15 protein-coding genes are annotated in these 12,945 nt (G+C 67.6%); 13 read left to right on the forward strand and 2 right to left on the reverse strand.

Annotation, left to right across the window (positions count from 1 at the left end):
* Nucleotides 1–2 precede the first annotated feature (2 nt).
* Genes G407_RS0124650 through G407_RS0124685 form a run of 8 tightly spaced genes read left to right on the forward strand, consistent with a single transcriptional unit; the run spans nt 3 to nt 5,779 of the window.
* Nucleotides 3–410 carry an MnhB domain-containing protein gene (locus G407_RS0124650; RefSeq protein WP_029032938.1) on the forward strand — a complete coding sequence of 136 codons (408 nt, stop codon included), beginning with the start codon at nt 3–5 and terminating at the stop codon, nt 408–410.
* Nucleotides 407–802 (forward strand): sodium:proton antiporter, encoded by a 396-nt coding sequence (locus G407_RS0124655; protein ID WP_029032939.1) that lies wholly within the window; start codon nt 407–409, stop codon nt 800–802. The genes G407_RS0124650 and G407_RS0124655 overlap by 4 nt, the downstream gene beginning before the upstream one ends.
* Nucleotides 795–2,357 carry a Na+/H+ antiporter subunit D gene (locus G407_RS30005; protein ID WP_052341872.1) on the forward strand — a complete coding sequence of 521 codons (1,563 nt, stop codon included), beginning with the start codon at nt 795–797 and terminating at the stop codon, nt 2,355–2,357. The genes G407_RS0124655 and G407_RS30005 overlap by 8 nt, the downstream gene beginning before the upstream one ends.
* Complete coding sequence (locus tag G407_RS0124665; protein WP_029032940.1) at nt 2,354–2,698, forward strand: Na+/H+ antiporter subunit E; 345 nt, start codon at nt 2,354–2,356, stop codon at nt 2,696–2,698. Before G407_RS30005 ends, G407_RS0124665 begins: the two co-directional genes overlap by 4 nt.
* Nucleotides 2,695–2,988 (forward strand): MrpF/PhaF family protein, encoded by a 294-nt coding sequence (locus G407_RS0124670; RefSeq protein ID WP_052341873.1) that lies wholly within the window; start codon nt 2,695–2,697, stop codon nt 2,986–2,988. The genes G407_RS0124665 and G407_RS0124670 overlap by 4 nt, the downstream gene beginning before the upstream one ends.
* A complete protein-coding gene (gene mnhG, locus G407_RS32415) occupies nt 2,985–4,232 on the forward strand; it encodes a monovalent cation/H(+) antiporter subunit G (protein WP_084327798.1) in 1,248 nt (415 codons plus the stop codon). The genes G407_RS0124670 and mnhG overlap by 4 nt, the downstream gene beginning before the upstream one ends.
* 42 nt (nt 4,233–4,274) lie before the next feature.
* The gene (locus G407_RS30015; protein WP_084327799.1) at nt 4,275–5,402 is read left to right on the forward strand and encodes a sensor histidine kinase; all 1,128 of its coding nucleotides are present in this window, start codon (nt 4,275–4,277) and stop codon (nt 5,400–5,402) included.
* Complete coding sequence (locus tag G407_RS0124685; protein WP_084327800.1) at nt 5,399–5,779, forward strand: response regulator; 381 nt, start codon at nt 5,399–5,401, stop codon at nt 5,777–5,779. Before G407_RS30015 ends, G407_RS0124685 begins: the two co-directional genes overlap by 4 nt.
* A 110-nt stretch (nt 5,780–5,889) precedes the next feature.
* Here the strand turns inward: G407_RS0124685 and bfr are convergent, their stop codons facing one another.
* Complete coding sequence (gene bfr, locus G407_RS0124690; RefSeq protein WP_029032943.1) at nt 5,890–6,363, reverse strand: bacterioferritin; 474 nt, start codon at nt 6,361–6,363, stop codon at nt 5,890–5,892.
* A 45-nt stretch (nt 6,364–6,408) separates the two neighbouring features.
* Nucleotides 6,409–6,621, reverse strand: a complete 213-nt coding sequence (locus G407_RS32710) for a hypothetical protein (RefSeq protein ID WP_029032944.1) — start codon at nt 6,619–6,621, stop codon at nt 6,409–6,411.
* 331 nt (nt 6,622–6,952) lie between these two features.
* On the opposite strand from G407_RS32710, the gene G407_RS0124700 reads away from it, so the two are divergent.
* From G407_RS0124700 to G407_RS32420, 5 genes are all read left to right on the forward strand, one after another.
* A complete protein-coding gene (locus tag G407_RS0124700; RefSeq protein ID WP_029032945.1) occupies nt 6,953–9,340 on the forward strand; it encodes a putative bifunctional diguanylate cyclase/phosphodiesterase in 2,388 nt (795 codons plus the stop codon).
* A 526-nt stretch (nt 9,341–9,866) separates the two neighbouring features.
* Nucleotides 9,867–10,352 carry a hypothetical protein gene (locus tag G407_RS0124705; RefSeq protein ID WP_156917721.1) on the forward strand — a complete coding sequence of 162 codons (486 nt, stop codon included), beginning with the start codon at nt 9,867–9,869 and terminating at the stop codon, nt 10,350–10,352.
* Nucleotides 10,352–11,329 (forward strand): ATP-grasp domain-containing protein, encoded by a 978-nt coding sequence (locus tag G407_RS0124710; protein WP_029032947.1) that lies wholly within the window; start codon nt 10,352–10,354, stop codon nt 11,327–11,329. Before G407_RS0124705 ends, G407_RS0124710 begins: the two co-directional genes overlap by 1 nt.
* 182 nt (nt 11,330–11,511) lie before the next feature.
* The gene (locus G407_RS30870) at nt 11,512–11,946 is read left to right on the forward strand and encodes a hypothetical protein (protein ID WP_210163162.1); all 435 of its coding nucleotides are present in this window, start codon (nt 11,512–11,514) and stop codon (nt 11,944–11,946) included.
* Between the two features lie 603 nt (nt 11,947–12,549).
* Nucleotides 12,550–12,945, forward strand: a 396-nt coding sequence (locus G407_RS32420; RefSeq protein WP_210163163.1) for an extracellular solute-binding protein, incomplete at its 3' end; no start/stop codon positions are given.

Here is a 12,945-nt window from a genome sequence, read left to right on the forward strand (position 1 = left end):
CCATGCGCTCCCTCATTCTCACCGCGATGGCGCGGATCTTCTTCGCCATCATGCTCGCGGGCTCGGTCTGGGTGCTGCTGCGCGGCCACAACGAGCCCGGCGGCGGCTTCATCGGCGGCCTCGTCGGCGCCGCCGGCTTCGCGACGCTGGCCCTCGCCGCCGGCGTCGAGACGGCGCGGCGGGCCCTCGTCCTCCATCCGGTCGTGCTGATGGGCGCGGGCCTCGCCATCGCGTTCGTCTCGGGCGTGCCCGGCATCGTCACCGACGCCTCGTTCCTCACCCACCAGTGGGGCTCGCTCGCGGGCGTGAAGCTCGGCACGACGATCGTCTTCGACCTCGGCGTCTACATGGTGGTGGTCGGCGGGGTCCTCTCCTTCATGTTCCGGCTCTACGAGGAGGACGCGGCATGACGCTGGTCTATGCGCTCACCATCGCGGCCTATGTCGGCTGCGGCCTCTACATGATGCTCTCGCGACACGCGGTGCGCATGATCCTGGGGCTCGCGCTGCTCACCAACGGCGCGATCTTCCTGATCTTCTTCTCGGGCGGAATCGGCGCCACCACGCCGCCGGTGATCCCGCAGGGCGCCGAGGCGCTGGCCGCCGACGCCGCGAACGCCCTGCCGCAGGCGCTGGTGCTGACCGCCATCGTGATCGGCTTCGCGCTCACCGCCTTCGCCATCGCGCTGGCGCTGAAGGCCTATCGCAGCCTCGGCACGCTCGACGTGCGCGAGATGCAGGACGCCGAGCGCCTCGGCGCCCCGGACCTTCCCCTCTCCACGCCGGTGAAGAACCATGGCTGACGCCGCCACCCTACTCGTCCTCTGGCCGGTCCTGATCCCGATCGCGACCGCCGCGCTCACGGCCGCGCTCTGGCGCAGCCCGGCGGCGCAGCGCTGGGTCGGGATGGCGAGCCTGATGCTGCTGCTCGCCGCCTCCCTCGCGCTCACGTACGTGGTCGCCACGGAGGGCGTCGTCGCCAAGCAGTTCGGCGACTGGGCCGCGCCCTTCGGCATCACTTTCGTCGCCGACCCGCTCTCGGCGGCGATGATCGCGATCTCGGGCGTGCTCGCCTTCGCGGTCGGCATCTTCGCGCTCTCCGACATCCGCCCGCGGCACGAGCGCAACGGCTTCCACCCGCTCTTCCACGGGCTGATGGCCGGCGTGAACGGCGCCTTCCTCACCGGCGACATCTTCAACCTCTACGTCTGGTTCGAGGTGATGCTGATCACCACGCTCGGGCTCCTGGTCGTCCAGCGCGGGCGGGCGCAGATCGACGGCGCGCTGAAATACGCCGCCATGAACCTGTTCGGCACGATCCTCTTCCTGATCGCGGTGGCTTTGCTCTACGGCGCGACCGGCACGCTGAACATGGCCGATCTCGCGCGCATCCTGCCCGGGATGGAGATGTCGCCCGGGCTGACCGCCTCGGCGCTGCTCTTCCTCGCCGCCTTCGGCATCAAGGCGGGCGTCTTCCCGCTCTTCTTCTGGCTGCCGGCGAGCTACCACACCGCGCCGATCGCGATCGCGGCCCTGTTCGCGGGCCTGCTCACCAAGGTCGGCGTCTACGCCGCCTTCCGGGTGTTCACGCTGCTCTTCGAGATGGAGGGCGGGGGCCTGCGCGAGATCGTCGCCGTCGTCGCGGCGCTGACGATGATCACGGGCGTGTTCGGCGCGGCGATTCAGTGGAACGTGCGCCGGATCCTGTCCTTCCACATCATCAGCCAGATCGGCTACATGCTGATGGGGCTCGCCATCGCGACCCCCGTCGCCATCGCGGGCGCGGTCTTCTACATCGTCCACCACATCATCGTGAAGGCGAACCTGTTCCTGCTCGCCGGCGCGATCCGCAAGGCGGCGGGGACGGACGACCTGCGCAAGGCCGGGGGCCTGCTCAAGTCCCACCCGTGGCTCGCGGTGCTGTTCCTGATCCCGGCGCTCTCGCTCGCCGGCCTGCCGCCGCTCTCGGGCTTCTGGGCGAAGTTCCTCGTCATCGACGCGTCGCTGCGCGAGGAGGTCTGGTGGCTCGCCGCCGTGGCGCTCCTCGTCGGTGCGCTGACGCTCTTCTCAATGTCGAAGATCTGGATGGAGGCCTTCTGGAAGAAGCCCGTCCTCGTGCGCGCCACGCCGCGCCGGGTGCCGGTCGCCTTCGTCGCGCCCATCGTCCTGCTCGGCGCGGTGACACTGACGATCGGCCTCTTCGCCGATCCGTTCGTCGAGTACGCCCGCACCGCCACCGCCGTCCTGGTCGACCCCGCCGACTACATCGCCGCCGTCTTTCCGGAGGAGGGTCCGGTGCAGGCCGCCGGGACCGCCTACCCCGGGACCGCCAACCATAGCCAGGGAGCCGTCGAATGAGCATTCTCCTCTCCCCCTCCCGGCTCGCCGCCGTCGCGCAGCTGCTCGCGACCTTCCTCGTCGAGCTCGTGAAGTCGGCGACCCGCGTCGCCGCCGCCGTGCTGTCGCCGAACGTCTCGGTAAAGCCCGCCGTCGTGGCGGTGCCGATCGACCTCAAGACCGATCTCGGCATCGCGACGCTGGCGAACCTCGTGACGCTCACCCCGGGCACCACCTCGCTGCACGTCTCGGAGACCCGGGACACGCTCTACGTCCACGTCCTCGACAGTCCCTCCGCCGACGCCGTCATCGCGGACATCAAGGGCACGTTCGAGCGGCTCATCAAGAGGATCGAGGGATGATCGAGACGATCGACGCCGCCGTCACCACCGTCGCGCTCGCGCTGACCATGGTGCTGGCGCTCGCCATCGCGGGCGCGGCCTTCCGCATGATTGTCGGGCCGGGCTACGCCGACCGCTTCGTCGCGCTCGACATGCTCACCGGCATCGCGGTCGCGGCCTGCGCGCTCACCGCCGTCGTCACCGGGCGGCGGGAGTTCCTCGACGTGGGGCTCGGCCTCGCGCTCATCGCCTTCGTCGCGACCATCGCCTTCGCGGCCTTCCTCGAGAAGAAGGAAAGGGAGACGTCATGACCGCGCTCCTCGCTCTCGCGCTGAAGCTCGTCGGCACGGGCTTCCTCGTCGTCGCGACGATCGGCGTCCTGCGCTTCGAGGACCCGTTCCAGCGCATGCACGCCTCGACCAAGGCCGGCACGCTCGGCGCGGGCCTCGTCCTCATCGGCGTCATGCTGACGCAAGGCTCGACGGGCGCGACCATCATTGCCATGCTTACGCTGATCTTTCTCATCGCCACGATGCCGGTGGCGGGGCACCTGCTCGGCCGCGCCGCCTACGTCTCGGGAGCGCCGCTGCGAACCCGAGAGGACGCGCTCGCCGGCGTGCTGCCGCGCGCCGAGAAGCCGCTGGAGGAGCGCACGATCCTCGGCTTCGTCGCGCCCGCGCCCGCCGCCTCGGCCGAGACCGCGGTCCCGGCGCCCGCGCCCGAGAGCCTCCGCGACGCTCTTTCGGTGCTGGACGAAGAGCCCTACGAGTCCGGCTTCGACAGCGTACGGTTCGCGGTGATCGCACCCCATGCCGGCCTCGTCACCCGCAGGGCCATGAAGCTCGCCGCGTCTCGGCACGCCCCGCTCACGGCGGTGGCCGTGATCGACCGCGACTGCGTCGAGAGCGCCCGGGTGCCGGACGCGCGGGACGTGATCCGCGCCAAGCTCGCCGGCGCCATCGACGAGATGCAGCGGGAGACGGAGGCGAGCCCCCACCCGCTCGCGCTGGCCTACGAGGAGGGCGACCCGCTCGCCCTCATCCCGTCGCCCTCCTCGGACAGCCGGGAGCTGCTCGTGCTGCCGAGCGACGGCTGGTGTCATCACGGCGCCGGCGTGACGCTGCCGGTCTTCGAGGAGCGCCTCGCCGACAAGCTGTTCACGGTCGCCCGCAGGCATGAGGGCCCGACGCTGTTCGTCGGCTGCGAGGAGGACGCCGCCCGCAAGCGGCTCGTCGTGATGCACGACGGCTCGCGGCGCGCCCAGCGCCTCGCCGCCTGGGCGCTGAACACCCGGCTGTGGCCGGTCGCCGAGGTCACGATCGTCGGCCCGGCGAGCCGGGAGCAGGTCGACGCCCTCGCCGCCGTCGCAGCCGACGCCCGGGCGTCCGTCGCCCACGTCCGCAAGCCGAAGGCGGCGGGTGGGGCGATGCTGCCGGCCCGCTACGCCGACGCGGCGGCCGTGATCATGCCCGACCTGCCCAGGCGCGCCAGCGGCTACGGCGGCTTCTGGCAAGACGCGATCATCCCCGGCTGGCGCGGCGACGTGCTGGTCTGAATGGATCGCGATAGCGGCGAGGTCTCCTGGTAGAAACGGCTCATGCGCATCGCTCCCCCCCGCCGCTGGCCGCTGAGCCTGCTCCTGCCGTTGGGGGCGATCACCATCGTCGTCGTGGCTCTCGGTGCGGGGCGCGTGAGCCTTCGACCGCGGCGGGCACCGCGGCGATGGTCCACGGCCGGTTCAGGTCCTCCGTCGCCCTGGACGGCAACTCCAGCGTCGCCGAGTTCTCGGGAAAAGACGCTCGGGTCCTTGTCGTCGCAGCAGCCATGGATGCACTCCTCACCGTCGCGCGTGCCCGCCGCGCTGTCATCCTCGCCCGCGGGGTCGTCGAGCAGGACGAGACAGCCGGAGGCCGCGCGGCGCCAGAGAGGGGCAAGATTGCGGCTGCGCGAAGCTGTCGCCGCGCGCGCCGTAGCGGAGGAGGCCCGCAGCCAGGCCCTCGCCGATCTCGGCGAGAAGGAGCGCGATGCGCTGCTGGCCAAGCTCGCCGCCGGGCTCGCTCACGAGGTGAGGAATCCGCTCGCCGGCCTGCTCAACGCCGTCTCGACGCTGCGTCGGTTCGGCGACAGGCCAGATGTGCGCGAACAGACGGTCGATCTCATCGAGCGCGGGCTGCTCTCCCTCGAGCGCGCAGCGGACGCCATGCTCTCCACCTATCGTCCGGCGCCGGGTCGCATGCGCTTCTCCAGCGAGGACCTGCTCGACATCCAGCTCCTCGTCGCCCCCGAAGCGCGCCGCCGGCGTCTCGCGCTCGACTGGGACATCGAGGCGATGCAACCGATTGCGGCGAATGCGGACGCGCTGCGCCAGGTTCTGCTCAACCTTCTGCTCAATGCCTGCAAGGCTTCGCCGGAGAACGGCCGGATCGGGCTGTCGGTGGCGCAGGACGAGCGCGAAACGACCTTCACGATCGCAGATTCGGGCGAAGGCATGCCGGCCGACGTGCTGGCCTTCGTTTCGGACGCGCGCACGACGCGCGCGGCGACGGGCGCGGGCGAGGATCGCGGCAAGGGGCTCGGCTTGTGGATGGTCACGCGGCTTCTTGATAATCTCGGCGGGCAGATGCGAGTCGAGAGCCGGACCTGCGAGGGCACGCGGGTCATCGTGCGCCTGCCCGTCGGTCCGGCGGAGGAGACCGGCGCGACGGGCGCGGAGACGACGGCATGATGGAGCGCGGGCTGATCCTCGTGATCGAGGACGACGAGATTCTCGGCCGGTCCCTCGAGCAGCGCCTCAAGCTCGAGGGCTGGCACGTGCGCTGGGCGAAATCCGCAGCCGAGGCTCTCGCCGCCATCGCCCGGCAGATCCCGGACGCCGCCATCTGCGACATCCGCCTGCCCGACGGCGACGGCGGGAGCCTGATGCACGACATCTTCGCCCGCGCGGGCGCGGTGCCTACGATCTTCATGACGGCGTACGGCGGCATCGACCAGGCGGTGCGCCTGTTGCGCATGGGCGCGCGCGACTACGTGACGAAGCCCTTCGAGCTGGACGACGTCGTGGAGAAGCTCGCGGCCGCGGCCCGGGGCGAGGCGGACCAGTAGGCCGCTTGGAACTTCCTTCCGCTGGTCCTTGCGCAAGGACTGCCCCGCCTCCACACCCGGCGAGCTTCGGATCGAGACGTTCGAACGCTGCTCGGCTCCGATCAGCTCCGTCAGAGCTCACCCACGTGCTTCTGTGCATAAAGCTGCAGGCCCAGGTCGGCGATGAGCTTCAGTTGCGTCTCCAGAAAATCGATGTGACCTTCCTCATCGGCTGCGAGTTCCTCGAACAGCTGCTTCGAGACGCGGTCGTTGACGCTCTCGCAGTACTGCGCCGCTTCGAGATAGAGTGCTCTCGCCTCGTACTCGGCCGCAAGGTCGCAGTCGATGACCTCCTGCACGGTTTGGCCGATGCGGAGGGGATCGAGGTACTGCAGGTTCGGATGACCTTCGAGGAAGATGATCCGCTCGATGAACTTGTCGGCGTGCACCATCTCCTCAATGGACTCCTTGCGCCAGAAGGATGCCAGCTCCTTGTAGCCCCAGTCGTCGAGCAGTCGATAATGCAGCCAGTACTGGCTGGTCGCCGTCAGCTCGCTGCGGAGGCCCCGATTGAGGTAATCGAGTACCTGGCCATCGCCCTTCATGTGAACTCCTCCCGTTCCACAATCTCGGCCCAGTCCTGCTTCGCCTTACTCGGCTGGCGGCCTCATGAAGCGCTCTACCTTGGCGGCGAAGTGACCGCACCAGTCCCTCTCCTCGACGACGGGCCAGAGGCCCCGGTCGTCTCGAGCCGGCTGGGAGATCGGCGGATTGAAGCGGCATAGCCCGGCGTCCTCCTTCGCGGGCGCGGAGGGGGCCTTGTCATCGAAGAACTGGCAATTGCCGCAGGCGCAGGTCGTCATGGGACACTCCATCGGCGGGTCCGTTCCCGAGCGGACACGAAACGACAATAGCTCTAGATTGGAGGAGTTCCAATAAAGATCGCCCGTCGCTCGCGTGCCCACCGGCACCGAGCGGACCCAAGAGCGGGGGTTCGCTGATCGCCCTCCACGCCACCTTCTGCCGGAGACGCGACAAATTCTTTAAGGTGACTGCTCTGTGGCGCATGGATGAAGGTGTGGGCTTTTAGAATGATTGTAATTTCATGATTATTATTGGATTGTTGACAGGTTCTCTGCTTATAAACTATCGGAATGCTCAGGGCGAAATCGTTAGTCAGGAGAGCCCAGTGAATTGCCACGCAAAGCTGCCGCCACCGTCGGGAACGAATACACGCTTGCCATCCAGATGCGCCCTGAGATGGAGGCGGCATCCATGTTAGTCTTGCTGACCCGCTTGGGCCTCGCGGTCGGTTCGCCGCGCCCGCCGAAAACGGGTGTCCGCTCCGGGATCGGACCTGTCCACCCCGACGTATCCGCCGAGACTCGACCGCGGTCCTCTTCGGCCCCTTTTCCGGCGACGGTGGCCTGCGCCGGCGCCTCGTCGTGCGCTGAAACGAAGCGCAGGCGCAAACTTGCGGGGGCGCAGTTCAATGCCACCGTCCTGCTCTCCCTCGTCTTCGGCGTTTTCATTTTTGCTTTCCAGTCTTACGGCCTATACCGTCAGTTTCCGGAAATGATCCACAAGGAGGCGCAAGAAATCTTCGAGCTCAACAAACGCCTAGTAGCCCGTTCTCTGTACGAATACGACGCTGATCTGGCCTACAATATCGTCATGGGGGTGGCGCACCGGGCGGACATTTATCGCGCGCAAATTGTCGACCGGAACGGGATAAAGCTGTCCAGCTTTGTCAATCAGCCGAGCGCGACCCGCTTCGACGAGCTGGTCGATCTTTTGTTCGACAGGTACGAGAGGCAGCGCTTCCCCGTAGGAGCGTCACCGATCGACCCCACGCCGTCCGGAACCCCCGCCGGGTACCTCGTATTGTCAATTAACAAAGGCTACTGGTTCGACCGGCTCATATCCGATCTCGGCACCATCGTCCTTCTCGCGCTGATCTGGTCGCTCCTCGTAGCCTTCGGCATTTCCTTCATGCTCTATCTTAAAATCACGCGGCCGATCATGCAGTTGACGGCGCTGATTTCGCGAACCGACTTGAAGAGTCCCGAGAAAAACAACTCGTCGCTCACGCAATACAGTCACAACGACGAAATCGGCGACCTGTACAGCAGCCTCGTGCAGCTGTCGTCGAACCTGCGCGAAAACATCGAAAACCGCGTCGTCGCAGAAAAGCGCCTGAGGCTGCTCGCCGACACCGACCCCATGACGGGGCTCTACAATCGGCGGGCTTTCTCGCGCATGGTGCAGGCGCTGATCAAGGACGGCCGGCATTTCGCGTTCGTGATCTTCGACATCGATCATTTCAAGGCGATCAACGACGACCATGGTCACGACGTGGGCGACCGCGTCATCATCGGCGTGGCCTGCACCGTCCGGAACGAACTGCGCGAACGCGACGTCGTCGCCCGGCTGGGAGGCGAGGAGTTCGGCGTCCTTCTGCCCGACATCACTCCGAGCGAAGCGGTCGGCGTAGCCAATCGCCTGCGGGTTGCGATCGCGTCCACCAACCTGATGCAGGCCGAGGCACCAGACCGCGCGGTGACAGTCAGCATGGGGGTGGCGTCCAGCCATTCTGTCGCCGAGACGAGCCTGGAGTCGATCTTCAAATCGGCCGACGTGGCGCTCTACGCGGCCAAGACGAACGGGCGCAACCGGGTCGAGGCTGCGCGGGGCGGGGCGGAAACGGACGCGTTGTCGGCATCGACTTCGGCGGCCTCGCCCGGTCCGGCACCCATCTCCTGCCAGGACATCGACACCGCGATCGATTCGGGGGAGTTCTTCGTCGTCTACCAGCCGAAAGTCGTGATCGGTGGCAACGGGTTGCCGGTCTGGACCGGTCTCGAGGCGCTGATGCGCTGGCAACGCCCCGGCCAAGGCGTCGTGAGCCCGGCCCATTTCCTGCCGATGCTCCTCCACGGACCTCGTGCCGAGACCCTCGTGGCGTGGCTGTTCCGGGAGATCGACGGCCATCTGGAAGCCTGGCAAGGGGCCTGCGGGCGCACCGTGCCCGTGGCGGTCAACGTGGCGACGCTCTCACTTGAGAATAAGGAAATCAACCATTTCCTGCGCGAGCACCTCGGGGCACCCGCGCCCAGCTGGCGCAAACTGGAGATCGAGATCACCGAATCCGAGCGGTATTTCGACCTGCCGACGGTGCAAAGGCTCTGCGCGGACTTGGCCGTGCTCGGCGTCACGATCACGCTGGACGACTTCGGGGTCGGCTTTTCCTCGATGGAGCGCCTGATCGCGCTGCCGGCCGACCGGTTGAAACTGGATCGGGCTTTGACGGCCTACACCGCTCATCCCGGCAAGCCGGCGGCCGTTATCGGGGCGATCCTGCAGATGGCCGGACAGATGGGCGTGGACGTGGTGGCAGAAGGCGTCGAGACGCGCCAGCAGCTCTCGTGGCTCCAGGGCCTCGGCTGCACGCATTTCCAGGGGTTTCTGTTCGACAAGCCGCTGACCGCGACCGAGGTGGCGGACAGATTGGCCAACGGTCAGGCCTTGCGAGACGGGCCGACCCTTGCGAGCAGGATTCCGCGAGGGGTCGCGGCGGAGTAGCCCGCTCTGCGCCGTCGCGCCCATCGCAGAGGGAGGCCGGGGGAAGTCTGGACTTCATTGAAGGCTGAACTCCGCCAGGAGTTTGCACAGGCGCGTTTGGCGCCATCCCGTTGATGCGGCGAGGACGTCGGCGAGCATGCGAGCGGGTCGATGTCGTTCAGCTTCGCCGTGACGATCAGGGTTTAGAAGGGCGCGGCGCACTCGGCGCCGCCCGGAGGACCGGGTGAAGCGGGCACGAATTCGAGAATAGCTCCATTTCCGAGAAGTTCCGAGGAGGAGCCTCCGTCGCTCGCGTGCCCACCGCGGACCGAGGGGGAGGGGGCTCGCTGGTCGCCCTCTGCGCCCTCTTCGACCCGGCAGATATGATAGGTTCCAAGCTGACATCTCTGGTGACACGCATCGTAGGACGTATTGAATTCTAGAACCATTGTAATTACAACAGAAACTGCTGGATATCGGTTGACAGTTGCTCTGAAATTAGCCTAACAGAACGCTCCTGTCGACGTCATGCAGCCAGGAGAGCCCGATGAGTCGCCACGCACAGGTGCCGCCATCGCCGGGAACGTGCCCGCGCCGGCTCTCCAGCTGCGCCCTGCTCGACCATTGCCGCCGTCTCGCGGGATCGCGGCTGACGGGTGATTTCGGGCCGGCCGACCAGGCACTGGATGCGCTTCGGGCCATGCTCCCTCCTGATGAGGCCTACCGGCTGTTCGGCTTCCTGCACGACCTGGTGGCGATCGCGACCGCCGGTCGGCGCGAGGAATTTCGTTGGCACCCGGTGGGCGCTCGCCGACGATCGGCGGACGAACAACGGCTCGCAGAGGACTTCCTCGATGCGCTCTCGACGGATCGAGGCAGGCTCGTTCCGGGCGAAGCCGTGGTCGCCTTGGCTGAGAGCTATTGCGCGGCGGCGGAGCGGGGGTGCGGCTTGCATGCCGCGACAGGAGAGCCCTGCGCGGGCGGCTGCCCGTTCGCCGAACCGGTGGCCGCAGCCGAGAGGACCTCGTCGTGATGACAGCCCTGCAGAGGACGCCCGACGAGCGCCCGCAACCGCTGAGCCACCCCGCCGTTCTTCGCGCGGCTCGGCGTCCCCTGATCTGGTTCGTAACGGACGACGATACGCCGACGCTGACCGCCTCCGATGGCGTGCTCGCCGCCGCCCTGGAGCAGCGCTGCGCCCGAGTGCGCGTCGTCTCCTGGCAGGGCGCCGCGTCGTGGAGCTGGGACGTGCCGCGATGCGATGCGGCGGTCATCCGCTCGAGCTGGAACTATCATCGAAACTTGTGCGCATACCGGGACTGGCTCGACCTGTGCAGCGCCCAGGACGTGCCGCTCTCCAATTCGGCGGCGCTGGTCCGGGGCAATCTCGACAAGAGCTGCCTCGCGGATCTCCCGCACCCGGGCGCGCGGACACCGCCGATCGTGCTGCTGGAGCAGGTTGACGCCGTCGAGATCGCGCTCGCCATGGACGAGCGCGGCTGGCGCAAGGCGGTGCTGAAGCCCCGCTGCGGCGCCAGCGGCCATGGCGTGATGATGATCGAGCGGCACCGGCTCATCGAGATGCCGTCGTCTCTCGTCGCCGACGGGCCGGTCCTGCTGCAGGAGTTCTGCCCCGAAGTCATGGACGGCGAGTGGTCGCTCGTCCTCGTGGACGGCCGTTTCGTCCATGCCGTGCGCAAGGAGCCGGTCTCGGGCGAGTTTCGACCGAACAGCCGTTTCGCGCCGCGCGTCCGGGCCGACCGGCCGACGCGCCGCATGATCGCCGATGCCGAGGCGCTGGTCGACGCGCTTCCCGAACGCGCGCTCTACGCCCGCGTCGATGGCGTGCAGCGCGGCGACCGCCTCGTCGTGCTGGAGCTCGAGCTGAACGAGCCCGGCTTGTTTCTCGATCACGATCCGAGCGGCGGCGCCGCGCGCGCCCTCGCGTCCGCGATCCTGGACCGTGCCTGCCGGCGCGTCGATCCCATGCTCGAAAGAAAGCAATCATGACCTGGAACAAGCACCTGCGGCGCCGCGGTGGAGCCAAGCCCGACGCTGGACCCGAGATCGCGCGCGCGGCTCCGGACCGGGCCGCCGGCGACGACGCCGCCGAGTGCGGTTGTGGCGGAGAGGGCCTGCCGCTCCTCGCGGACACCACGTGCGATCCTTTGGAGGTGCTCACGATATCACTGGTGCGCTTCGCCATGGACGGCTATTGCGGCGGACGGGTGCAGTGCTGGGACGCGGCGCTCCGCACGTCCATCGAGGTGCTCGGGCCGGTCGACGGGCCACCGGTTCTGGCGCGGACCCTCGCGCTCGTCCTTGCGGTCCGCAGCGAGCGGCGGCGGTGCTTCCGCTTTCTTCCGAGCCACTGCGGGCGGATCAGCGAGGACGAAATGGAGCTCCTCGCCGTTCTCCAGGCCGCGCGGCGCTCCGACGCCGACCTGCTCCATGACTTCGCGGCCTCGCTCGTCGACCGTCCCGACGCGCCGCAGCTCAAGCTCGCCGCTCGTGCGCTCGCGGCTCTACTGGACAGATTGGCCAAGCTCGTCGCGTCGGATCGCGGACGAGGTGAAAGCGACGCGGCGACAACAGCGATGATGCCAACGAACGCGACACGGCACTGATCGGGCAAGGCGAAGCTCCGCGGAGCGCGGTCGCGAGGCGTCGACGCCAGCGCGCCTCCCGCAGGGCGGGCGCGTCCGCCGCCTCGATACGCTTCACCGTGTTGCAGAACACGCCCGAAGCCGCCGCGAGTTCGGCGACCGACAATCTTTAGTACCGCGCGCCGCGCAGAGCTGCCTCCGCGGCTGCGCCAGACGGCAGGCCCCGCAGGACCGAAAAAGGCGTGCGGGTTCATCGCGCGAGTAAAAGTTGCATATCTCGTTGGTCTTGGTTGCAGGCGCGGCATACGTGAAGCAGAGTGCTGGCGCGGTGAAAGGCGAACGTTCGCGTGTTTCGGAACAGATATGGGCCTCCCACAGGCGATGACACCACGCGAACACCTGTGAAGATGAACGAGGAAGGTCGGGGTTTATGAAGCTGCGGAATTTCAAAGCTGTTCTTTTTAATGTGTCTAATCTAACGGTTTTTGCTTGACGACTTCAGGAGCAGTGTTCCTTAATTCAGCCCGACAACGCTGCGCCGCTGCTCCGCTTCGCGAGTTAGCCGGCGGCCTCGTTCGAAAATCCGGACGTGTCCCCCACCCGGATCAGGAAAAGAGGAACGCCATGACCGACTTTTCGACCGCCCGCCGCACCCTCCTCGCCGGCACCGTGCTCGCCGCCGGCCTCGTCGGCCTGCCGGCCCTCGCCGTCGCGCAGAGCGGGGAGTTGAACCTCTACTCGTCGCGCCACTACGACACCGACGAGGCGCTCTATGAGGAATTCACCGAGCAGACCGGCATCAAGATCAACCGCATCGAGGCGGGCGCCGACGAGCTGATCGAGCGCATGATCGCCGAGGGCGCGAACTCCCCGGCCGACGTCCTGCTTACCGTCGACGCCGGCCGCCTTGAGCGCGCCGAGGACGCAGGCCTGCTGCAGCCGATTGGATCCGAGGTGCTCGCCGAGCGCATCCCCCCCTATCTCCGCGACCCGAGCGATACCTGGTTCGGCTTCTCCAAG

The organism is Salinarimonas rosea DSM 21201, assembly GCF_000429045.1.
GTDB lineage: Bacteria > Pseudomonadota > Alphaproteobacteria > Rhizobiales > Beijerinckiaceae > Salinarimonas > Salinarimonas rosea.